This is a genomic window from Streptomyces sp. NPDC052016, assembly GCF_044548445.1.
Lineage (GTDB): Bacteria > Actinomycetota > Actinomycetes > Streptomycetales > Streptomycetaceae > Streptomyces.
In genome coordinates, this window is record NZ_JBIUBX010000016.1 from 99832 (window position 1) to 120360 (window position 20529).

At 73.4% G+C, this 20529-nt stretch carries 19 protein-coding genes and 1 tRNA gene; 12 read left to right on the forward strand and 8 right to left on the reverse strand.

The features are described from left to right. Positions 1–22 precede the first annotated feature (22 nt). The 3 genes from ACIHAR_RS20965 to ACIHAR_RS20975 all read left to right on the forward strand — a co-directional run bounded on the left by ACIHAR_RS20965 (position 23) and on the right by ACIHAR_RS20975 (position 2541). Positions 23–553 (forward strand): AAA family ATPase, encoded by a 531-nt coding sequence (locus ACIHAR_RS20965; protein WP_365462056.1) that lies wholly within the window; start codon positions 23–25, stop codon positions 551–553. A gap of 110 nt (positions 554–663) precedes the next feature. Further along, on the forward strand, positions 664–1845 hold the full coding sequence (locus tag ACIHAR_RS20970; protein ID WP_400020958.1) for an SUKH-4 family immunity protein: 1182 nt from the start codon (positions 664–666) through the stop codon (positions 1843–1845). 150 nt (positions 1846–1995) lie between these two features. Next, positions 1996–2541: a hypothetical protein gene (locus tag ACIHAR_RS20975; protein ID WP_400020960.1), complete on the forward strand. Its 546-nt coding sequence runs from the start codon at positions 1996–1998 to the stop codon at positions 2539–2541. Positions 2542–2670: 129 nt separating this feature from the next. On the opposite strand, the gene ACIHAR_RS20980 is transcribed toward ACIHAR_RS20975, so the two are convergent. Next, positions 2671–2742, reverse strand: a tRNA-Cys gene (locus tag ACIHAR_RS20980). A 222-nt stretch (positions 2743–2964) separates the two neighbouring features. Here ACIHAR_RS20980 and ACIHAR_RS20985 point away from each other — a divergent pair. The 6 genes from ACIHAR_RS20985 (at position 2965) to ACIHAR_RS21010 (ending at position 8925) form a co-directional block, all read left to right on the forward strand. After that, on the forward strand, positions 2965–4410 hold the full coding sequence (locus ACIHAR_RS20985; protein ID WP_400020962.1) for an MFS transporter: 1446 nt from the start codon (positions 2965–2967) through the stop codon (positions 4408–4410). 40 nt (positions 4411–4450) lie between these two features. Beyond that, on the forward strand, positions 4451–4651 hold the full coding sequence (locus tag ACIHAR_RS20990) for a hypothetical protein (RefSeq protein WP_400020964.1): 201 nt from the start codon (positions 4451–4453) through the stop codon (positions 4649–4651). Beyond that, entirely contained in the window at positions 4648–5022 is a 375-nt protein-coding gene (locus ACIHAR_RS20995) for a type II toxin-antitoxin system death-on-curing family toxin (RefSeq protein ID WP_365462048.1), read from the forward strand. The genes ACIHAR_RS20990 and ACIHAR_RS20995 overlap by 4 nt, the downstream gene beginning before the upstream one ends. Positions 5023–5142: 120 nt before the next feature. Then, on the forward strand, positions 5143–6939 hold the full coding sequence (locus tag ACIHAR_RS21000) for a DEAD/DEAH box helicase (protein WP_365462046.1): 1797 nt from the start codon (positions 5143–5145) through the stop codon (positions 6937–6939). A gap of 384 nt (positions 6940–7323) precedes the next feature. Further along, on the forward strand, positions 7324–7965 hold the full coding sequence (locus tag ACIHAR_RS21005) for a helix-turn-helix domain-containing protein (RefSeq protein WP_365462044.1): 642 nt from the start codon (positions 7324–7326) through the stop codon (positions 7963–7965). Positions 7966–8133: 168 nt separating this feature from the next. Next, entirely contained in the window at positions 8134–8925 is a 792-nt protein-coding gene (locus ACIHAR_RS21010) for a S16 family serine protease (protein ID WP_365462042.1), read from the forward strand. A 145-nt stretch (positions 8926–9070) separates the two neighbouring features. Here the strand turns inward: ACIHAR_RS21010 and ACIHAR_RS21015 are convergent, their stop codons facing one another. The 5 genes from ACIHAR_RS21015 to ACIHAR_RS21035 are packed head-to-tail and all read right to left on the reverse strand — an operon-like array spanning position 9071 to position 13206. Next, complete coding sequence (locus ACIHAR_RS21015; RefSeq protein WP_400020968.1) at positions 9071–10024, reverse strand: glycine betaine ABC transporter substrate-binding protein; 954 nt, start codon at positions 10022–10024, stop codon at positions 9071–9073. Beyond that, positions 10021–10836, reverse strand: coding sequence for an ABC transporter permease (locus ACIHAR_RS21020; RefSeq protein ID WP_365462038.1), 816 nt, complete (start codon positions 10834–10836; stop codon positions 10021–10023). The genes ACIHAR_RS21015 and ACIHAR_RS21020 overlap by 4 nt, the downstream gene beginning before the upstream one ends. After that, positions 10833–12065 carry a betaine/proline/choline family ABC transporter ATP-binding protein gene (locus ACIHAR_RS21025; protein ID WP_365462036.1) on the reverse strand — a complete coding sequence of 411 codons (1233 nt, stop codon included), beginning with the start codon at positions 12063–12065 and terminating at the stop codon, positions 10833–10835. Before ACIHAR_RS21025 ends, ACIHAR_RS21020 begins: the two co-directional genes overlap by 4 nt. After that, positions 12058–12705 carry an ABC transporter permease gene (locus ACIHAR_RS21030; protein WP_365462034.1) on the reverse strand — a complete coding sequence of 216 codons (648 nt, stop codon included), beginning with the start codon at positions 12703–12705 and terminating at the stop codon, positions 12058–12060. The genes ACIHAR_RS21025 and ACIHAR_RS21030 overlap by 8 nt, the downstream gene beginning before the upstream one ends. 6 nt (positions 12706–12711) lie before the next feature. After that, complete coding sequence (locus ACIHAR_RS21035; RefSeq protein ID WP_365462032.1) at positions 12712–13206, reverse strand: Lrp/AsnC family transcriptional regulator; 495 nt, start codon at positions 13204–13206, stop codon at positions 12712–12714. A 197-nt stretch (positions 13207–13403) separates the two neighbouring features. Here ACIHAR_RS21035 and hppD point away from each other — a divergent pair, with 197 nt between their 5' ends. Then, on the forward strand, positions 13404–14549 hold the full coding sequence (hppD, locus tag ACIHAR_RS21040; RefSeq protein ID WP_388754760.1) for a 4-hydroxyphenylpyruvate dioxygenase: 1146 nt from the start codon (positions 13404–13406) through the stop codon (positions 14547–14549). A 40-nt stretch (positions 14550–14589) separates the two neighbouring features. Here hppD and ACIHAR_RS21045 read toward each other — a convergent pair whose 3' ends face one another. After that, positions 14590–16281, reverse strand: coding sequence for a tetratricopeptide repeat protein (locus tag ACIHAR_RS21045; RefSeq protein WP_400020972.1), 1692 nt, complete (start codon positions 16279–16281; stop codon positions 14590–14592). Between the two features lie 93 nt (positions 16282–16374). Between ACIHAR_RS21045 and ACIHAR_RS21050 the strand changes: the two genes are divergently transcribed. Next, entirely contained in the window at positions 16375–17781 is a 1407-nt protein-coding gene (locus ACIHAR_RS21050; RefSeq protein ID WP_365462026.1) for an FAD-linked oxidase C-terminal domain-containing protein, read from the forward strand. 14 nt (positions 17782–17795) lie between these two features. Here ACIHAR_RS21050 and ACIHAR_RS21055 read toward each other — a convergent pair whose 3' ends face one another. After that, entirely contained in the window at positions 17796–18272 is a 477-nt protein-coding gene (locus ACIHAR_RS21055; protein WP_365462024.1) for an SsgA family sporulation/cell division regulator, read from the reverse strand. Positions 18273–18511: 239 nt separating this feature from the next. Between ACIHAR_RS21055 and ACIHAR_RS21060 the strand changes: the two genes are divergently transcribed. Continuing rightward, positions 18512–20440: an RDD family protein gene (locus ACIHAR_RS21060; RefSeq protein ID WP_400020975.1), complete on the forward strand. Its 1929-nt coding sequence runs from the start codon at positions 18512–18514 to the stop codon at positions 20438–20440. Positions 20441–20529: the final 89 nt, after the last annotated feature.

Sequence of the window (20529 nt, forward strand, 5' to 3'; positions counted from 1 at the left end):
ACGGGCCGGACGCCCACCCCCGGTGAACGGGGTCGTGCTCGTCACCGGCGTGATGGCGTCGGGCAAGTCGACGGTCGCCCAGGCCCTGGCCGAGCGGCTGCCGCGTGCGGCACACGTGCGCGGAGACGTCTTCCGCCGGATGATCGTGTCGGGGAGGCGGGAGTACGTCCCCGGCGCCGGCGGCGAGGCCGAGGCCCAGCTCCGGCTGCGGTACCGGCTGTCGGCGGCGACGGCGGACGAGTACGCGCGCGCCGGCTTCACGGCGGTCGTGCAGGACGTCGTCCTCGGCCCGTCCCTGACCGCGTACGTGGAGACGGTCCGCACCCGCCCCCTGTACGTGGTCGTCCTGGCACCGGACGCGGAGGCGGTGGCGGCGCGCGAGGCCGGCCGGGAGAAGACGGGCTACGGCGCCGCCTGGACGGTCGCGGCCCTGGACGCGGAGCTGCGCACCCGCACCCCGCGCATCGGACTGTGGCTGGACACCACGGCGTTGACGGTGCGACAGACGATCGAGGCGATCCTGGCGGGTCGGGAACGGGCGAGGGTCGCCTGACGTCTTCTCGTGAGGGGCCCGTTGTCAGTGGTGCCGCGTAGTGTTCGAGGGAGTGGAACCGGCGGGCGGGCCTGCCGCCGGAGACGGCACACTTCACGCACGGGGGACCAATGCGCACGACCGGGACCGCCGCCGGCACGGCGGTGATCACCTTCACCGAGTCCGAGCTGGCCGCGTACGTCACGCACGCGCCGACGCGCCGCTGGCTGACGGGCCCCGGACTGCCGGGCGTCGGCGGGCTGCTGACCTTCGACGCGCTGCGCACGGACGGCCTGCGCACGGTGGGGGACTCGACGGGCGACCCGGAGGGCCGTCTGGCGGCGGACCTGCGTGAACAGCTGGTCATAGGCGGACTCGCCGGCCTGGAGGGCCCGGAGACGGAGTCGGTGCTGCTCGACGGCGCCACCGGCGAGGTCACCACGACGTACTTCTTCCACGACCGCCCCGACCTGATGGACCGCCGGCCGCTCGCGCCGTCCCTGGAGACCCTCGTGCGGTTCGCGACGGCGGCGGACGAACTGGCCGCGCTGCGCGGCCAGTTCGCGGCCTACGCCGGCCGGTACGGCCCCGAGGCGGTGGCGGAGGCGTCGGCCCAGCTCCTCGCGCTGTACGAAGCCGGGGCGGACGGCGAGGTGCCGCCGTTCTGGCGGCTGGCCGCGGTGGTCCGTCCCCTCGCCCTCATCGCCGGCCCCGGCACCCGCTCGGGACTGGCGCTGGACCTTCCGCCCCGCCTTCTGGACGACGAGTTCGGCGCCCGCGCCGTCGTCCGCTTCGAGGACGTCGACTTCCCGTCCGCGCTCACCCACGAGCCGACCCGCCGCTTCCTGCGGGAGGTGGGCCTGCCCGAGGAATGCGTCTGGTTCTCCCTCGACACCGACCCCCCGCTGCCCACCCTCGCCGAACACCGGGCGGACGACCCGCACGCCGAACTCCCCGCCTCGGCCGACCGTTTGATCCGGATCGGCCACCTGCTCGAGGACACCAGCCTGGTCGTCGACGGCACGACGGGCGCGGTCCTGTCCTGGAGCGAGCCCGATGCGAGACTGCGCCCGCTGAACGCCGACGTGTCGACCCTCGCCTTCACCCTCTGGCTGATCCACCGCGCGAAGACCCTCGACGCCGACCACGACCTGACGGCGGCCTACGACCAGCTGGCCGCCACCATGACCCGCACCCTGGCCGCCCTGGACCCCCTGGCCTGCGACCCGATCCCGTCGACGCCGGGGGACGACGGATGGCGCTACTGGCCAGGGGTGTTCGAGGACGAGGCGGGCGGCGGGTTGTACGCGTAGGGCGACGATCGCGTGGGGGCGCGACGCGTAGGGCACCGGCGGGTGGGGCGCGACGCGTAGGGCACCGGCGGGTGGGGCGCGACGCGTAGGGCACCGGCGGGTGGGGCGCGACGCGTAGGGCGACGATCGGGCGAGGGAGAGGGACGGCGCATGACCGACGAGGCTACGGCGTGGCGCACCCTGGCAGCTCTCCTTCCTCCCGTCCAGGCGCAGGAAGTCACCGACCTGCGCTCCATCGGGGAACAGGAGGCCGCACTCGATCTGATCGTCTCGGGGCTCCTCGCCCTGGACATCCCCATCCGCGAGGACACCCGCGCGCTGCTGGCGGTGACCGCCGAGGAGTGGGGGGAGCGTGCATTCCTCGAGCAACGGATCAGCCAGTGCCGTTCCCTCCACCCCGACGACTCCGGCGTGCGCGTGATCGCCACCACGGACGCCGAGCCCCTGGCCGGGTCCTCGCTGACCACCGGGTCCTCGCTGGCCGACCTGCTCGTGGTCCCCTGGCTCACCTGCGTCCACTGCGGGACCGTCCTCGGCCGAGCCCACCGCCGCGAACCCTGGGGCGACCTGTCCTACCTGGCCCGCCACTACGTCCTCTTCCGCCCCGCAGAAGCCGCACAGCCCACACTCTTCGGCCCCGAGGCGGCGTGGGAGGCCTACACGGCTGTCGCTTCGTGCGGCAGGCGAAGACGGTGAGGGCGCGTCGCGCGAGGCGTACGCCTGAGAGCGATCGACCGCCGCCGGCCGCACCCACGTCCTGCCCGGCTCCCGCAGGACGAGCACGGAAGCCCGACGCGGAGCACGGCGCACAGGAGGACGCCGTAGAGGCCATGGCGGGAATCGAACCCGCGTAACTCGCTTTGCAGGCGAGCCCCTGAGCCACTCGGGCACACGGCCGTTCATCGGTTCGGTCGGGCCGCTCGCCGTTTCCGAACCGCGTGAGACGACCGTAGGGCGAGGCGGGAGCGGGGCTCAAGGGCGGCGGGTGGGGCTGCAACGGGACTGCCACACGCTGTTCATGAACGGGGCGCGGGGCGGGTGGGAGTACGACCAACGGACCAGGGCCGGCCCGTCTCCCGACAGGGGTCAATGTCAGTTGCGGGCCTTACTCTGGCGGGCATGGCCGTCCTCGAACCCCGCGACACCGGTGTCGCAGACGCATCCGGAAACTCCCGCTCACTGCCCGACGAGACCGTGCTCGGGCGGTCGTACCGCGCGCTCAGTGTCGGGATCGTCTCCGTCGTGCTGCTGATCGCCTTCGAGGCGACCGCGGTGGGGACGGCGATGCCGGTGGCGGCGCGGGAGCTGGACGGGGTGCCGCTGTACGCCTTCGCCTTCTCCGGGTACTTCACCACCAGCCTCTTCGGCATGGTGTGGGCGGGGCAGTGGTCGGACCGGCGCGGGCCGCTCGGCCCGCTGACCTGCGGGATCGGCGCCTTTGCCGCCGGGTTGCTGCTGTCCGGGACCGCCGGGGCCATGTGGCTGTTCATCCTCGGGCGGGCCGTGCAGGGGCTCGGCGGTGGCCTGGTGATCGTCGCCCTGTACGTCGTCGTGGGGCGGGCCTACCCGGAGCGGTTGCGGCCGGCGATCATGGCGGCGTTCGCGGCGAGCTGGGTCGTGCCGTCCGTCGTCGGGCCGCTCGCGGCGGGTGCGGTGACCGAGCACCTGGGATGGCGCTGGGTGTTCGTGGGCATACCGGTCCTCGTCGTGCTGCCGCTCGCGCTCGCGCTGCCGCAGATACGGCAGCGGGCGGGGGGTCCGGTCGACGGGGGAGAGGGCGGCTCGTCGGACGGGCGCCGGATCCGGCTCGCGCTCGGTATCTCCTTCGGCGCCGGCCTGCTCCAGTACGCCGCGCAGGACCTGCGGCCGCTGTCCGTCCTGCCCGCCGCCGCGGGCGTCGCGCTGCTCGTACCGGCCGTGCTCGGGCTCCTGCCGCGGGGAACCTACCGGGCCGCCCGCGGGCTGCCGTCGGTCGTGCTGTTGCGCGGTGTCGCCGCGGGATCCTTCATCGCCGCCGAGTCCTTCGTGCCGTTGATGCTGGTCACCCAGCGCGGCCTCAGCCCGACCCTGGCCGGGTTCTCGCTGGCGGCCGGCGGGGCGACCTGGGCCCTGGGCTCGTGGGTGCAGTCCCGGCCGCGGGTCGAGCCGTACCGGGAGCGGCTGATGACCGCCGGCATGGTGCTCGTGGCGGCCGCCATCGCCGCCGCGCCCAGCGTCCTGATTCACTCCGTCCCCGCCTGGACCGTCGCCGTCGCCTGGGGCTTCGGCTGCTTCGGCATGGGGCTGGTCATCTCCTCCACCAGCGTGCTGCTGCTCCAGCTCTCCGCACCCGAGGAGGCCGGCTCGAACTCCGCCGCCCTCCAGATCTCGGACGGCCTGTCCAATGTGCTGCTGCTGGCTGCGGGCGGCGCAGCGTTCGCCGCGCTCGGCGGCGGAACCCTCACCCACGCGGCCACGGAGGGCACCGGCTCCCATCCGGCCGCCTTCGCCGCGGTCTTCCTGCCGATGGCGGCCGTCGCACTGGTGGGAGCGTGGGTGACGACCCGGTTGCGGGAGCGGCGGTAAACGGGTCGCCGGCGGGCGATCACGGCCGTACTCTCACCGGATGCAAGAGCTCACCCTTCCCCTGACACCCGGCCTCCGGGACGCCCTGGACGACCTCGCGGACGCCACCGGCCGCAGTCCGGAGGACATCGCGCTGGACGCCGTGCGCAAGCGGCTGGAGGAGGAGGCGGCAGGGGTGCGCGCTGTCGCCGAGCGGCTGGCCGACGCCCACGCGGAGCTGCTGCGGAGGCTCGGCGAATGAGCAGACACCTCACCGTCGCCGAGGTCACGGAGATCGCCCGGATCGCGTTCGGCGGGCGGGCGCCGGAGGTCCGTGCGCCAGGGCTGCTCACCTCCGCCGTGCACCGGCCCCGCGCCCGCATGTTCGGCACGCCGGCCTACGACGACCTGTACGAGCAGGCTGCCGCCCTGCTGCACGGCCTCGCCGCCAACCACCCTCTCGTCGACGGCAACAAGCGCACCGCGTGGCTGGCCACCGCCGCCTTCCTCGCCCTCAACGGCGTGGACCTCACCGGCTGTGACCAGGACGTGGCGTACGGCCTCGTCGTCGATGTCGCCTCCGGGGAGGTCGGCGACGTCGGGGTGATCGCGGGGCGGCTGAGGTCTCTGTGACGTGAATCCCACCCGGGGGCGACCCGGCCTCGTCGGCGCGTCGACGGGGTCGGGCCGCCGGTAGGGTGGCCCGGTTGTCATACGTAGCCGAGCCGCCCGACCCCACCGAACCCGGAGACCGTGACTACCACCGCCGCCTCGTCCTCCCACCACCTCTCTCCCGCCTTCCCCGGCCGCGCCCCCTGGGGCACCGCCAGCAAGCTGCGTGCCTGGCAGCAGGGGGCGATGGAGAAGTACATCCAGGAGCAGCCGCGCGACTTCCTCGCCGTCGCCACCCCCGGCGCCGGCAAGACGACCTTCGCGCTGACCCTCGCCTCCTGGCTGCTGCACCACCACGTCGTGCAGCAGGTGACCGTGGTCGCGCCGACCGAGCACCTGAAGAAGCAGTGGGCGGAGGCGGCCGCGCGGATAGGCATCCGGCTGGACCCCGAGTACAGCGCGGGACCGCTCAGCAAGGACTACCACGGCGTCGCGGTGACGTACGCGGGCGTCGGCGTGCGGCCGATGCTGCACCGCAACCGGAGCGAGCAGCGCAAGACGCTCGTCATCCTCGACGAGATCCACCACGCCGGTGACTCCAAGTCGTGGGGCGAGGCCTGCCTGGAGGCGTTCGAGCCGGCCACGCGGCGGCTCGCGCTGACCGGTACGCCGTTCCGCTCCGACACCAACCCCATCCCCTTCGTGACGTACGAGGAGGGGAACGACGGGATCCGGCGGTCGGCCGCCGACTACACGTACGGGTACGGCAACGCGCTCGCCGACCACGTCGTCCGGCCCGTCATCTTCCTCTCCTACAGCGGCAACATGCGCTGGCGGACGAAGGCCGGCGACGAGATCGCCGCCCGGCTCGGTGAGCCGATGACCAAGGACGCGATCAGCCAGGCCTGGCGGACGGCCCTGGACCCGCGCGGCGAGTGGATGCCCAGCGTGCTGCGCGCCGCCGACCAGCGGCTCACCGAGGTCAGGAAGGCCATCCCGGACGCGGGGGCGCTGGTCATCGCCTCCGACCAGGACTCGGCGCGCGCCTACGCCAAGCTGATCCGGGAGATCACGGGGACCAAGGCGACCCTCGTCCTCTCCGACGACGCCGGAGCCTCCAACCGCATCGACGAGTTCAGCAACAACACCGACCGCTGGATGGTCGCGGTGCGGATGGTGTCCGAGGGCGTCGACGTTCCCCGGCTCGCGGTCGGGGTGTACGCGACGACGATCTCGACGCCGTTGTTCTTCGCGCAGGCCGTCGGGCGTTTCGTACGGTCGCGGCGGCGCGGCGAGACCGCCTCCGTGTTCCTGCCGACCGTGCCCGACCTGCTCGGCTTCGCCAACGAGATGGAGCGCGAGCGCGACCACGTCCTGGACAAGCCCAAGAAGGGCGGGGACGAGGAGGACCCGTACGCCGAGTCCGAGAAGGAGATGGACGAGGCGAACCGGGAGCAGGACGAGGACACCGGCGAGCAGGACATGCTGCCCTTCGAGGCGCTGGAGTCCGACGCCGTCTTCGACCGGGTGATGTACAACGGCGCCGAGTTCGGCATGCAGGCCCATCCGGGCAGCGAGGAGGAGCAGGACTACCTCGGCATCCCGGGGCTCCTGGAACCCGAGCAGGTCCAGCTCCTGCTGCAGAAGCGGCAGGCGAAGCAGATCGCGCACAGCCGGAAGAAGCCGGACACGGAGGCCGACCTGCTGGAGCTGCCCGCCGAGCGGCGGCCGGTCGTCTCGCACAAGGAGCTGATGGAGCTGCGCCGGCAGCTCAACACGATGGTCGGCGCGTACGTCCACCAGAGCGGCAAGCCGCACGGCGTCATCCACACCGAGCTGCGCCGGGTCTGCGGCGGACCGCCGAGCGCCGAGGCCACGGCGGGGCAGCTGCGGCAGCGGATCGCCAAGGTGCAGGAGTGGGCGACCCGGATGAAGTGACGTCCCCGCCCGGGACGCGGGTGCGGTGACGTCCTGCCCGGGGGCGCGGTGAAGTGGCGCCCCGCGCCGGCGGGTTGGGGGCGTGTCGACCCTTGGCGCCCGTGGCGCGCGCCGTACGTATCGGGGCAAACGCAGGTAGTCCATACCGGCCACTGACCGGATTCTGGACGGAGCCTTCCGCTCAGCGAACCTGCTTCGCTACTGTCCCGCTACGCACACGCCCCGTGGCAGCGCCGCCGCGGAGCGCAGCCGTGAAGCGACCGGGCCCGGACACCGCCGGGCCCACCTGCCGATCGGCGGCCTCTGAAGCGCGTCACTGACGGGACTCGGTGACGCATCCGCCGCGAGGGGGCCGCCGACCTCACCACTTAAGGAGTGGGCGTCGTGACCGCGGAGACCTCCCAGACGCTCGATCGAGGACTGAGGGTCCTCAAACTGCTGGCCGATACGGACCACGGGCTGACCGTCACCGAACTCTCCAACAAACTGGGCGTGAACCGGACCGTCGTGTACCGGTTGCTCGCCACGCTCGAGCAGCACGCACTCGTACGGCGCGATCTGGGCGGACGAGCCCGGGTCGGGCTGGGGGTGCTCCGGCTGGGACGCCAAGTGCACCCGCTGGTGCGGGAGGCGGCGTTGCCCGCCCTGCGGTCGCTGGCCGAGGACATAGGGGCGACCGCGCACCTGACCCTCGTCGACGGCGCGGAGGCGTTGGCCGTCGCCGTGGTGGAGCCGACGTGGACCGACTACCACGTGGCGTACCGGGCGGGGTTCCGGCATCCGCTGGACCGGGGTGCGGCGGGCAAGGCGATCCTCGCGGCGCGGCAGCGGTCGCTGGACGATCCCGGGTACACGCTGACGCACGGGGAGCTGGAGGCGGGGGCCAGCGGTGCGGCCGCGCCGCTGCTGGGGGTGACCGGCGTCGAGGGCAGTGTGGGTGTGGTGATGCTGGCCGACGCGGTGCCGGAGAGAGTGGGGCAGCGGGTGGTGGACGCGGCACGGGAGGTGGCGGAGGCGTTGCGCTAGCGCGGGGCCCGGCCGCGCCGGGGTGGCACGGGTGGGTGGTGAGGGTTTTCCCGCCCGAGCGAAGCCGGGAGTCGGAGACACCTGGTGGCGCCGTGTCGCCGGGCGGGACCGCGGCTCCGCGGGCGACCGGCGCACGGCCGGTCCACGCCCTCGCGTTAGATTGACCTCGTGCTCTCTCGCCTCACGCGTTCTCAGGCCCTCGCTCTCTGTGCTGCCCCGCTGGTGGCACTGATCGCCACCGCGGGGCTCGCGCCGCTGCCGTTCTCGGTGGCGCAGCCTGGGATGACGGCGGACGTGCTCGGGGAGAACAAGGGCGCCCCCGTGATCACGATCTCCGGTGCGCCCACCCGGGAGACGAGCGGGCAGCTGCGGATGACGACCATCGAGGCGACCGGCCCGGAGGCCGACGTCTCGCTCGGTGACGTGGTCGACGGCTGGTTCAGGACCGACCAGGCCGTGATGCCGCGTGACTCGGTGTACCCCAGCGGTGAGAGCCCCAAGGAGATCGAGCAGTACAACACCGAGCAGATGAAGGAGTCGCAGGACGCCGCCACGCAGGCCGCCCTGAGGTACCTCGACCGCGCCGACGACGGCATCGAGGTCACGCTGAAGCTCGCCGACGTCGGTGGCCCCAGTGCGGGTCTGCTGTTCTCCCTGGGGATCGTCGACAAGCTCGACGGCGACGGCAGCGGCGGCGACCTCACGGGCGGCCGCACCGTCGCCGGGACGGGGACCATCGACGCCGACGGCACCGTCGGCGCGGTCGGCGGGGTCGGGCTGAAGACGCAGGCCGCCCGCCGGGACGGCGCCACCGTCTTCCTCGTGCCGAAGGACGAGTGCTCCGAGGCCAAGGCCGAACTGCCCGAGGGCCTGCGGCTGATCCCGGTGACCACCCTCAAGGGTGCGGTGTCCTCCCTGGTCGCCCTGGAGAGTGGCAAGGGCTCGGTACCGGCCTGCTGAAGGTCTCCCGACGTCCCGCGTCACCGGCCTGCTGAAGGTCTCCCGACGTCCCGCGTCACCGGTCTGCTGAAGGTCTCACGGCGCCCCGCGTCATCGGCCTGTTGAAGGTCTCGCGACGTCCCTCACGCCCCCGGCGCCACGCCGCTCACCTCACGAACCCCTGCTCCTTCATCCACTCCAGCGCCACCTGGTGCGGGTCCTCCCCGTCCACGTCCACCTTCGCGTTCAGCTCCTGCGCCACCGTGTTGTCCAGCTTCTTCGTGACCGGGTTCAGCACGTCCGCGATGGCGGGCCACTTCTCCAGCGTCCGGGTGTTGATCTGGGGCGCCGCGTTGTAGTGGGGGAAGAACGTCCTGTCGTCGGCCATCACCACCAGGTCCATCGACCTGATGCGCCCGTCGGTGGTGTACACCTCCCCGTACGTGCAGCTCCCCTTGGCCGCCTGCGTGTAGATGATCCCGGTGTCCATCTGGGTGATCCGCGACGCCGGCACCTTCATCCCGTACGCCTTCTGCATGCCCGGCAGGCCGTCCGCCCGGTTGGCGAACTCGCCCTCCACGCACAGGGACACCGCACCGGGGTCCGACGTCGACAGCGCGGCCACGTCCGACAGCGTCCTCGTCCCGTACTTCTCGTGGTTCGCCCGGTTCATCGCCAGCGCGTAGGTGTTGTCGAGCCGCGAGGGCGGCAGCCAGGTCAGCCCGTTCTTCAGGTCGGCGTCGTGCACGGCCTGCCACTGCCGCCGCGGGTCCGGGATGGGCTCGCTGTTGCCCTGGTACGTGATCCAGGCGGTGCCCGTGTACTCGTACGAGGCGTCGGCGTCGCCCTTGCGGACCGCCTCGCGCGAGCCGATGGAGCCCTGGATGCCGGTGCGGTCCAGGACCTCCGCGCCGGCCGCCTGGAAGGCGATGCCGATCATCGCGCCGAGGATGAGGTTCTCGGTGAACGACTTGGACGTCACGGTGAGGTGGGCGCCCTCCAGCGGCCGGCCCTGTCCGATCGACCCGGGCGAGACGTCGTCGACCATCGGGGAGCCGCTGGTCAGACCGCATCCGGAGGCCAGCACCAGAATCGCCGCCAGGCACACCACGCGCCTCACCTCCCCGCCTCCAGACCCCGCGGCCGCAGCAGCAGCTCGGCCAGTGAGGCCAGCCAGTCCACCAGCAGGGCCAGGGCCACGGTCAGGACCGACCCCAGCACCAGCACCGGCATGCGCTGGTTGGTGATGCCGGCGGTGATCAGGACGCCGAGCCCGCCGCCCCCGCCGAAGGTCGCCAGGGTCGCCGTACCGACGTTCAGGACCAGGGCGGTACGGACGCCGGCCAGGATCAGCGGGACCGCGAGCGGCAGCTCCACCCTCGTGAGCACGCCCACCGGCGACATGCCGATGCCGCGCGCGGCCTCCAGCAGTGTCGGGTCGTTCGCCTCGAGGCCGGCGACGGTGTTGGAGAGGACGGGCAGGACGGCGTAGACGATGATGCCGATCAGGGCGGCCTTCATCCCCGTGCCCAGCCAGATCACCAGCAGCGCGAGCAGGCCGATCGCCGGCGCGGCCTGCCCCGTGTTGGCGACGGCCGTCGCGAAGGGGGTGGCCCTGCGCAGTGGTCCGCGGGTGAGCAGGACGCCCAGCGGGATCGCGATGATCAGCACGAAGAAGGTGGAGATCACGGTCAGTCCGATGTGCTGCCACAGCGCCTTCGACACCTGCCCGCCGGACAGCGCGTTCTCGGAGATCGGGTCCAGGTCCGCCTGCTGGAACCACAGCCAGGTGCCGAGCAGCAGCGCGATCAGGAAACAGGGCAGGACGGTCAGCTTCTGCCAGGTGACGCGTCGCTGCGGGACGGCGGGCGGGGGGCGCTCCGCCTCCGCGCCCTCCTCCCGCAGCCGTTCGTCCAGGTCGGGAGCGGTCATGCCGTCACCTCCCCGCCATGTCCCTCCTGTTCCGCGTGCGTCTGCGGGGCCCGCGCCTCCTCCAGATGGTGCTGTGCCTCCAGCGCCTCCAGCCGGTCGCCCTCCAGCAGCTCGTGCACGGAGTTCAGGAGCGTCTCCATGTCGACGACCCCGGTGTACTCGCCGCGCCGCCCGGTGACCGCGACCCGCCCGGTGTTGTCCGTCAGGACCGCCTCCAGCGCGTCCCGCAGGGTCGCGTCCCTGGTCACGGTGTCGGTCACCAGCGTGCCCGCGCGGGCCAGCGACCCCTTGGCGCGCATCAGGTCGCCGCGCCGCAGCCACTTGTAGGGCCGGCCGCGCCTGTCCAGCAGCAGGATCTCGTTCGTGCCGCTGGACCTGAGCCGGTTGAAGATGGACTGCAGCGGGTCGTCCACGACGGCCGTCGGGCAGTCGGTGATCGCGACGTCCCGCACGCGGGTCAGGTTCAGCCGCTTCAGCGCCGCCCCCGCGCCCACGAACCCCGACACGAAGTCGTCCGCCGGGTTGGTGAGGATCGCCTCCGGGGTGTCGAACTGCGCGATGTGCGAGCGCTCGCGCAGCACCGCGATCCGGTCGCCCAGCTTGATCGCCTCGTCGAAGTCGTGGGTGACGAACACGATCGTCTTGTGCAGTTCCTGCTGGAGCCGGATCAGCTCGTCCTGGAGGTGGTCCCGGGTGATCGGGTCGACGGCGCCGAACGGCTCGTCCATCAGCAGCACCGGCGGATCCGCCGCGAGCGCCCGCGCCACGCCGACCCGCTGCTGCTGCCCGCCGGACAGCTGGCGCGGATAGCGGCCGTGGAACTCCCCGGGGTCCAGTCCGACCAGGTCGAGCATCTCCTCCACCCGGTCCCTGATCCGCGCCTTCGGCCAGCCGGTCATCCTCGGGACGAGGGCGATGTTCTGGGCGACGGTCATGTGCGGGAAGAGACCGGAGGACTGGATGGCGTATCCGACCGTGCGGCGGAGCTTCACCGGGTCGATGCCGGTGACGTCCTCGCCGTCGATGCGGATGCGGCCGCCGCTCGGCTCGATCAGCCGGTTGATCATCTTCAGCGTCGTGGACTTGCCGCAGCCGGACGGGCCGACGAAGACGACGGTCTCGCCCGCCCTGATCTCCATCGAGACGTTGTCCACGGACGGCTGCGGACTGCCGGGGTACCGCTTGGTGAGGTTCTCCAGCTCGATGCTCGCCCCATGGGACTCAGGCACGGATCCCCCTCGAGATCGTCAGCCGTCCGAGGAGGACGTACACGGCGTCGAAGAGCAGGGCCAGCACGATGATCCCCAGGGTGCCCGCGAGGACCTGGTTGAGGGCGTTCTTGCTGCCCAGGGAGGCGATGCCACGGAAGATCTCGTTGCCGAGGCCGGGCCCGGAGGCGAAGGCCGCGATGGCCGCGATGCCCATGAGCATCTGGGTGGAGACCCGGACGCCGGTGAGGACCGGCGGCCAGGCCAGCGGCAGCTCGACCCGCAGCAGCCGCGTCAGCCGGGACATCCCGATGCCCTTGGCCGCGTCCACCAGGGAGGGGTCGACGCCCCGCAGGCCCACGATCGCGTTCCGCACCACCGGCAGCAGCCCGTACAGCGTCAGCGCGGTCACCGTCGGCGGCACGCCGAGGCCCAGCACCGGGATCAGCAGACCGATCATGGCCAGGGACGGGATGGTGAGGACCGTGGAGGTGGCGGTGGTGGCGAGGCCGCCGGCCCAGCCGCTGCGGTAGGTGACGACCCCGATCAACACTCCCAGCACGGTCGCCACGACCATGCACTGGAAGACGACGGCGGCGTGCTGGTAGGCGTCGGAGAGCAGCTGCTGGTGACGGTTGCCCAGGTACTCCCAGAAGCTCACACGTCCTCACCCCGTAGGTCGGCCAGGCCCTTCCCGGTCCTCCGCCGCCTGCTCCACCAGCGGGATGATCCGCAGCGGAACGGCGTTCTCCATGACGATCGCGGTGGAGGCCCGCACGATCCCATCAAAACCGACGACCCGGTCGATGACCCGCTGGAGATCGGCGTTGGAGCGGGCCACCAGCCGGCACAGCATGTCCCCGCTGCCGGTGGTGGTGTGCAGCTCCAGCACCTCCGGGACGGTCGCCAAGTGCGCCCGTACGTCGGCCCCTTGCCCCTGCCGGATCTCCAGCGTGGCGAACGCGGTGACCGGGTAGCCGAGGGCCGCCGGGTCCACCTCGGGCCCGAATCCCCGGATGACTCCGTTCGACTGAAGCCGGTCGAGCCGCGCCTGCACGGTCCCCCGCGCGACCCCCAGCCGCCGTGACATCTCCAGCACGCCGATGCGCGGCTCCCGCGCCAGCAGCACGATGATCCGCCCGTCCAGACGATCGATCCCCACGCCCGTCCACCCCTCTCCTGCGGTACGTCCGCCTCCGGGACGCCTCCGAAGCGCCTTCGGCCGGGTGCGCCCCGGACTCACTCATGTGATGGTCACCCTGTACAGAAGGCCCGCCGAAACCGCCGTGACGCTGAACACATTGCCCAGCGAACAAAGGAAGTGTTGCGCACCTTGCCGGGCGGGGTGAGGCTTCGGCTATGACGCAGACCACACACCACGCTCCCGACACCGCCCGGCAGGCCGACCCCTTCCCGGTCAAGGGAATGGACGCGGTCGTCTTCGCCGTGGGCAACGCCAAGCAGGCGGCCCACTACTACTCCACCGCCTTCGGCATGAAGCTGGTCGCCTACTCCGGACCGGAGAACGGCAGCCGCGAGACCGCCGCCTACGTCCTGGAGAACGGCTCCGCCCGCTTCGTGTTCACCTCGGTGATCAAGCCCACCACCCCCTGGGGCCACTTCCTCGCCCAGCACGTGGCCGAGCACGGCGACGGCGTGATCGACCTCGCCATCGAGGTGCCGGACGCGCGGGCCGCGTACGCCTACGCCCTCGAACACGGCGCGCGGTCGGTCGCCGAGCCGTACGAGCTGAAGGACGAGCACGGCACGGTCGTCCTCGCCGCGATCGCCACCTACGGCGAGACCCGCCACACCCTCGTGGAGCGCACCGGCTACGACGGCCCGTACCTGCCCGGCTACGTGGCCGCGACCCCGATCGTCGAGCCGCCCGCCCAGCGCACCTTCCAGGCCATCGACCACTGCGTCGGCAACGTCGAGCTGGGCCGCATGAACGAGTGGGTCGGCTTCTACAACAAGGTCATGGGCTTCACGAACATGAAGGAGTTCGTGGGCGACGACATCGCCACCGAGTACAGCGCGCTGATGTCGAAGGTCGTCGCGGACGGCACCCTGAAGGTCAAGTTCCCGATCAACGAGCCCGCCGTCGCGAAGAAGAAGTCGCAGATCGACGAGTACCTGGAGTTCTACGGCGGCGCGGGCGTCCAGCACATCGCCCTGAACACCAACGACATCGTGCAGACGGTGCGGACGATGCGCGCGGCCGGCGTGCAGTTCCTCGACACGCCCGACTCGTACTACGACACCCTCGGCGAGTGGGTCGGCGACACCCGCGTCCCCGTGGAGACCCTGCGCGAGCTGAAGATCCTCGCCGACCGCGACGAGGACGGCTACCTGCTGCAGATCTTCACCAAGCCGGTCCAGGACCGCCCGACCGTCTTCTTCGAACTCATCGAACGGCACGGCTCGATGGGCTTCGGCAAGGGCAACTTCAAGGCCCTGTTCGAGGCGATCGAGCGGGAGCAGGCCAAGCGCGGCAACCTGTAGGTCACCCGCGGGTCCCGCCGTGGGCGGGCCGCCGCACGGCTCACGCCTCGGGCCGGCCCGCCGAAGGCCGCGTGTCGGGCCGGTCCGTCGAGGGGCGTGCGTCGGGCCGGTCCGTCGGAAGTCGCGTGTCGGGCGGGTTCGCCGAAGGCCGTGCCTCGGGCGGGTCCGCCGAAGGCCGTGGTTCGGGCCGGTCCGTCGAGGGTCGTGCGTCGGGCCGGTCCGTCGACGGGGGCCGTGGCTCGGGCCGGTCCGTCGAGGGTCGCCTGTCGGGCCGGTCCGCCGAAGGCCGTACCTCGGGCGGAGCCGTCAGCGCCGGCTCGCCCATCTCCGCCAGAGCCGCCCGGGCCACGGGCGCGTGCAGCGGGGAGAACCGCGGGTTGATCCGCAGCGCCTCCTCGAGGTGCCGCCGGGCCGGCCCGTACCGCCCCAGCCGGCGCTCGATCATGCCCCGGTGGTAGACGTACGGCGCGCTGCGCACCGCACCGCCGCGCGCCCGGTCGGTGGCGATCATGGCGAACCGCAGCGCCTCCTGGTCCCGGCCGGCCCGGTGCAGCGCCCACCCCAGCGCGTCCGCGACCTCGATCCCCGGCTGGCGCCGCCACTCGGCGCTCAGCCGCCGCACCGCGGACGCCGGGTCCCCGTGGTCGGCCTCGAACCGGCCGAGGACCAGGTCCCCGTCCACCCCGCCGACCGCCTCCCGCCGCACTCGCTCCCGCAGCAGGTCGTACTGCGCCCGGGCCGCCCGCGGACGGCCCACCGACTCGTACAGCTCGCCCAGCTCCAGCGCGTACTGCGGCAGCGGCTGCCCGGAGAGGGCCGCCCGGTACGCGCCCAGCGCCTCCGGCGTGCGCCCGAGGGCCACCAGGGCGCGCCCCTGCCCCGCCTGCGCCGCCCGCTGGTCGGGATCGAGGCGCACCGCCTCCCGGAACTGGCCCAGCGCCACCTCCGGGTCGCCGCGCTCCCAGGCGAGCTGCCCGGCCCGCTCCCGCCACATCGCCTCCTCGGCGGGCGTGGACGCCCCGGCCGCCGCGTCCGACAGCGCGGCCGCCGCGTCCTCGCGCCGGCCACGGTCCCGGTAGACGCCGGCGGCCCGCCCCAGCACCGCGGATCCGGAGCGCAGCCGCAGCATCCGGCCCAGGGCGGCCTGGGCCTTCTTGTACTCGCCGAGCCCGGTGTAGGCGTCGATGAGCTGCGCGTACGTCGTCCACCGCTTCGGCGCCAGCTTGCGCGCGGCCTCCCCCCGGGCCCGGGCCGCCCGGAAGTCCCGGCGGGCGTTGGCGAGGGCGGCCATGCCGTCGAGGGCCTCGACGTTGCGCCGGGGACGCACTTCGAGGGAGGTGCGCAGCGCCCGCTCGGCCTTGGGGTAGGAGGCGGCGTCGGCGGTGCGCCGGCCCCGCTCGACGTAGGCGGCCCCGAGGACCGCCCAGGCCCGGGCGTCCCGGGGACTTTCGCGGACATGGCCTTCGTGCTGGTGGATCAGCCGGGCCAGTTCGGGCAGCGCGACCGCCACCCCGGTGGTGACCGCCGTGCGCGCCGGCGACCCCGGCAGCGGTCCGGGCGGCCGCTTCTCGGGCAGTAGCACCAGCACCCCGCCCAGCACCAGGCATCCGGCGGCCAGCGAACCGCCGAGCACCCGGAGGCGGCGTCGGCCACGGGCCGGGCGGGCCCCGTCCCGGAGGCCGGACGTCCCCGGCTGCCCGCCGTCGTCTTCGGTCTTCGTGGCGCTGTCCATGGCGCTCACTGTGCGCCAGTGCGCCGAGCGGGCACCGGCATTCCGCCGGGTGCCGCAGACGGGGTTCACACCGATGGCCCCGGGTGCGACGCTGTGATCATGAGCCGTATCGAAGCTCCTCGGGACGAAGCGACCGGCAACCTCCTGGACCGCCTCCTCGACGGCCTGCCCGCCGACGCGGTCCTCACCGACCCCGACGTCACGGCCTCGTACGCCAACGACATGGCGAGCTTCTGCCCGGCCGGCTCCCCGGCCGTGGTCGTGCTGCCGCGCACGGTCGAACAGGTCCAGCACGTCATGCGCACCGCCACCGCGCTGCGCGTCCCGGTCGTCCCCCAGGGCGCCCGCACCGGCCTGTCGGGCGCCGCCAACGCCTCCGACGGCTGCGTCGTGCTGTCCCTGACGAAGATGGACCGGATCCTGGAGATCAACCCGGTCGACCGCATCGCCGTCGTCGAGCCGGGTGTCGTCAACGCGGTGCTCTCCCGCGCGGTGGGCGAGCACGGCCTGTACTACCCTCCGGACCCCTCCAGCTGGGAGATGTGCACGATCGGCGGCAACATCGGCACCGCCTCCGGCGGCCTGTGCTGCGTGAAGTACGGCGTGACGGCCGAGTACGTCCTCGGCCTCGACGTCGTCCTCGCCGACGGGCGTCTGATGTCCACCGGCCGCCGCACCGCCAAGGGCGTCGCCGGATACGACCTCACCCGCCTCTTCGTCGGCTCCGAGGGATCGCTCGGCATCGTCGTACGGGCCGTCCTCGCGCTGAAGCCGCAGCCGCCCGCCCAGCTGGTCCTGGCCGCCGAGTTCGCGTCGGGCGCCGCCGCCTGCGACGCGGTCTGCCGGATCATGGCCGGCGGCCATGTGCCGTCCCTGCTCGAACTGATGGACCGTACGACGGTGAAGGCCGTCAACGACCTCACCCACATGGGCCTGCCCGAGACCACCGAGGCCCTGCTGCTCGCCGCCTTCGACACCACCGACCCGGCCGCCGACCTCGCCGCCGTCGGCGCGCTGTGCGAGGCGGCCGGCGCCACCCAGGTCGTCCCGGCCGAGGACGCGGCCGAGTCCGAACTGCTCCTGCAGGCACGGCGGTCGTCGCTCGTCGCGCTGGAGGCCGTCAAGGGCACGACGATGATCGACGACGTGTGCGTGCCCCGCTCGCGGCTCGGGGACATGCTCGACGGCGTCGAGCGCATCGCCGAGAAGCACCGGCTCACCATCGGGATCGTCGCCCACGCGGGCGACGGCAACACCCACCCGACGGTCTGCTTCGACGCGACGGACCCCGACGAGTGCCGGCGCGCCCGCGAGTCCTTCGACGCGATCATGGCCCTCGGCCTGGAACTAGGCGGCACGATCACCGGCGAGCACGGCGTGGGCGTCCTGAAGAAGGAGTGGCTGGCGCGCGAGATCGGGCCGGTGGGCCTGGAGATGCAGCGGGCGGTCAAGGCGGCCTTCGACCCGCTGGGCATCCTCAACCCGGGCAAGCTCTTCTGACCCGCCGCGCCGGCTCACTCCCCGTCCGTGGGCTCCTCCGCCGGCCGCGGGTCGCACAGCCACAGGTCGTCCGCCGGGGTCGGGGCGAGCAGGTCGGCCAGGGCGCCCTCGATGCCGAGCCGGTCGCCCTCGGTCCCCGGGGGCACCACCCGCAGCGTCCGCTCCACCCACGCCGAGACCTGGGCGGCGGGCGCCTCCAGCAGCGCGTCACCGTCGGGTGAACTCAGCGCCATCAGCACGACACCGCGCCCGTTCGCCTTCGCCGGCCACACCCGCACGTCCCCGTGCCCGCACGGCCGGAACACCCCCTCCACCAGGAGTTCCCGGGCGAAGGTCCAGTCGACGGGGTGCTCGGAGTTGATGTGGAAGGTGACGTGCACGGCGAAGGGGTCGTCGCTGCGGTAGCCGAGCCGGGCCGGGACGGGGATCGCGCGTTCCGGCGACAGGATGAGCCTGAGCTCGAGCTCGCGCTCCACCACGGTGGGGTTCATGTCCGTTTCTCCTCTCGGGACGGGTCCGTACGCGTCCGTACGGAAGGGAGAGCGGGCGCGGGCCGGAGCATTACGCGGGTTCGGAGAACTTTCTTCGCCCGGCGGTCCGAACGTGTGAAGGGCGTGCACGCGGTTGCCCGGAAAGGGGTGGGTACGGCGGGACAGGCGGTGGGGGTTGCGCTCGTCTGATAGATGTGGAGGCCCCCATCCCACCCCCGAGCAGATACGGGACGACGGACATGAGCGCCCCAACTCCGGCCCCCGGCGACGACAGGCCCCGCGAAGGGTATTACCCGGACCCGTCCATCCCTGGATACGTCCGGTACTGGAACGGCGCCTCCTGGGTGCCCGGAACCAGCCGTCCGGCGCCGTCCGACGGCGAGCCGCTCACGCCCCCGGCCGGCGCGCAGCCGGCGCCTTCCCCGGCGTCTCCGGCCCCTGTGGCCCCCGCCGCCTCGGTCGAGGAGACCGGCCCGCACTTCTTCGACGAGGACCCGGAACCCGCCGGGCAGTACGGCAGCACGCCGGAACCGGCGTCCGCGTGGGGCGCCGACCGCTCCCAGCAGTCCGGCTTCGGCGGCGACCAGGACCGCAGGGTGTCCTGGGGCGGTCCGCAGGGCCAGGACCCGCGGGTGGACGCGGCCCCGCAGGACGGACGTCCGGCGAGCGCCGAGGGCGCGGCCCCGATCCCTGCGGCGGGGCAGGATCCCGATGCCGGCGCGGGCGACGTCGGTTCCCCGGGCACGTTCGTCTTCCGCCGCCCGACGGCCGGATCCGCTCCCGCCGGCTCCCCGCCGGCGGCGTCCGGCCCCGGAGGTCCCGCCGCCGACGACGGCACCATGACCTTCCGCGCGGCCGTCCCGCGCCCGGGGGCGCAGCCCGGAGGCACGGGCGCACCCGCAGGGGCGGGACAGGCGGCGCCGGGGACACCGCAGGCCCGGGCGGCCACCGGGTTCGGCGCGCCGGACTCCGCCGGTCCGGGCGGGTCGGCGCAGGGCACGGCCGGGGCCGGTGGCGGTCCCGGTGCGGCGGGTGCGGGCGGTCCGGCCGCGGCCGGTTTCGCCGCTCAGGGTCCGGTCGGCGCGTCGGGCTCAGCGGGCGCCGGTGCCGCCGGCGGTGGTCACGGTGCTCCGGGTGCCGGTTTCGCCGCTCAGGGTCCGGTCGGCGCGGCGGGCCCCGGCGGTGCCCCTGCCTCCGGCCCCGGCCCCGGTTTCGGCGCCCAGGGGCCCGTCGGCGCGCCGGGTGCCGGTGCGGCCGCGGCTTCCGGTGCCGGTCTCGGCGCCCAGGCCTCCGCCGGCACGGCCGCCCCGGCCGCGAAGCCCGGCTTCGGTGCGGGCAAGGCCGCGGCCGAGCGGACCGCGGCGGCCCAGGCGGCCGCCCAGGCCCCGCAGAGCCCCGCGGGACTGCAGACGGCCCCGCCCGTCGCCCAGCCCGCGGCCCAGGGGCCCGCACCCGGCTCGGCCGGCCCCCAGCCCGCCCCGGTCGTCCCCCAGCAGCCCGCCGGCCCGCAGCCGGCCGCGGCCCCCGTGCAGGCCGCCACGCCCATGAGTGCCGGGCCCGGCGGGGGCCAGCCCTCCTGGGCGCAGCAGGTGCACCGGCTGGCGGGGTCCGGGGACGACCAGCCGGTCGCCCCGTGGAAGCCGCCGGTCGACGACCCCTTCCAGGCGGCCGCCCGCCGTCAGGCGGCGGCCCGTCCGGCGGGCCTCGGCAAGCGGCTGGCCGCGCGCCTCGTCGACACGCTCGTCCTCGGCGCCGTCACCGCGGCCGCCGCCGTCCCGCTCGGCACGAAGGCCGTCGAGCACGTCAACGGCAAGATCGACGCGGCCAAGCTCAGCGGGGAGACCGTCACCGTCTGGCTGCTGGACGGCACGACGTCCGCGTACCTCGGCATCGTCCTCGCCGTCCTGCTGGTCTTCGGGATCGTGTACGAGGCGCTGCCGACCGCCAAGTGGGGGCGCACGCTGGGCAAGAAGCTGCTCGGCCTGGAGGTGCGCGACATCGAGGGCCACGAGCCGCCGTCCTTCGGCGCGAGTCTGCGCCGCTGGCTCGTCTACAGCGTGCCGGGTCTGCTGGCCGTCGGTGTCGTCGGCGTCCTGTGGTGCCTGTTCGACCGGCCGTGGCGGCAGTGCTGGCACGACAAGGCGGCGCACACGTTCGTGGCGGGCTGACCGGCCAGCGCGCCCTACCGCGGGCGGCGCAGGGAATCTCGTACCCCGGACGGCCGCTCGCCGGATGCGGAGCCGCGGGGTTCGCGGTC

Bases quoted from the DNA above. Each gene is read 5' to 3' on its own strand.
- ACIHAR_RS20970 (WP_400020958.1), top strand. From the start codon at position 664: ATGCGCACGACCGGGACCGCCGCCGGCACGGCGGTGATCACCTTCACC.
- ACIHAR_RS20975 (WP_400020960.1), top strand. From the start codon at position 1,996: ATGACCGACGAGGCTACGGCGTGGCGCACCCTGGCAGCTCTCCTTCCT.
- ACIHAR_RS20985 (WP_400020962.1), top strand. From the start codon at position 2,965: ATGGCCGTCCTCGAACCCCGCGACACCGGTGTCGCAGACGCATCCGGA.
- ACIHAR_RS20990 (WP_400020964.1), top strand. From the start codon at position 4,451: ATGCAAGAGCTCACCCTTCCCCTGACACCCGGCCTCCGGGACGCCCTG.
- ACIHAR_RS20995 (WP_365462048.1), top strand. From the start codon at position 4,648: ATGAGCAGACACCTCACCGTCGCCGAGGTCACGGAGATCGCCCGGATC.
- ACIHAR_RS21020 (WP_365462038.1), bottom strand. From the start codon at position 10,836: ATGACCGCTCCCGACCTGGACGAACGGCTGCGGGAGGAGGGCGCGGAG.
- hppD (WP_388754760.1), top strand. From the start codon at position 13,404: ATGACGCAGACCACACACCACGCTCCCGACACCGCCCGGCAGGCCGAC.
- ACIHAR_RS21045 (WP_400020972.1), bottom strand. From the start codon at position 16,281: ATGGACAGCGCCACGAAGACCGAAGACGACGGCGGGCAGCCGGGGACG.
- ACIHAR_RS21055 (WP_365462024.1), bottom strand. From the start codon at position 18,272: ATGAACCCCACCGTGGTGGAGCGCGAGCTCGAGCTCAGGCTCATCCTG.
- ACIHAR_RS21060 (WP_400020975.1), top strand. From the start codon at position 18,512: ATGAGCGCCCCAACTCCGGCCCCCGGCGACGACAGGCCCCGCGAAGGG.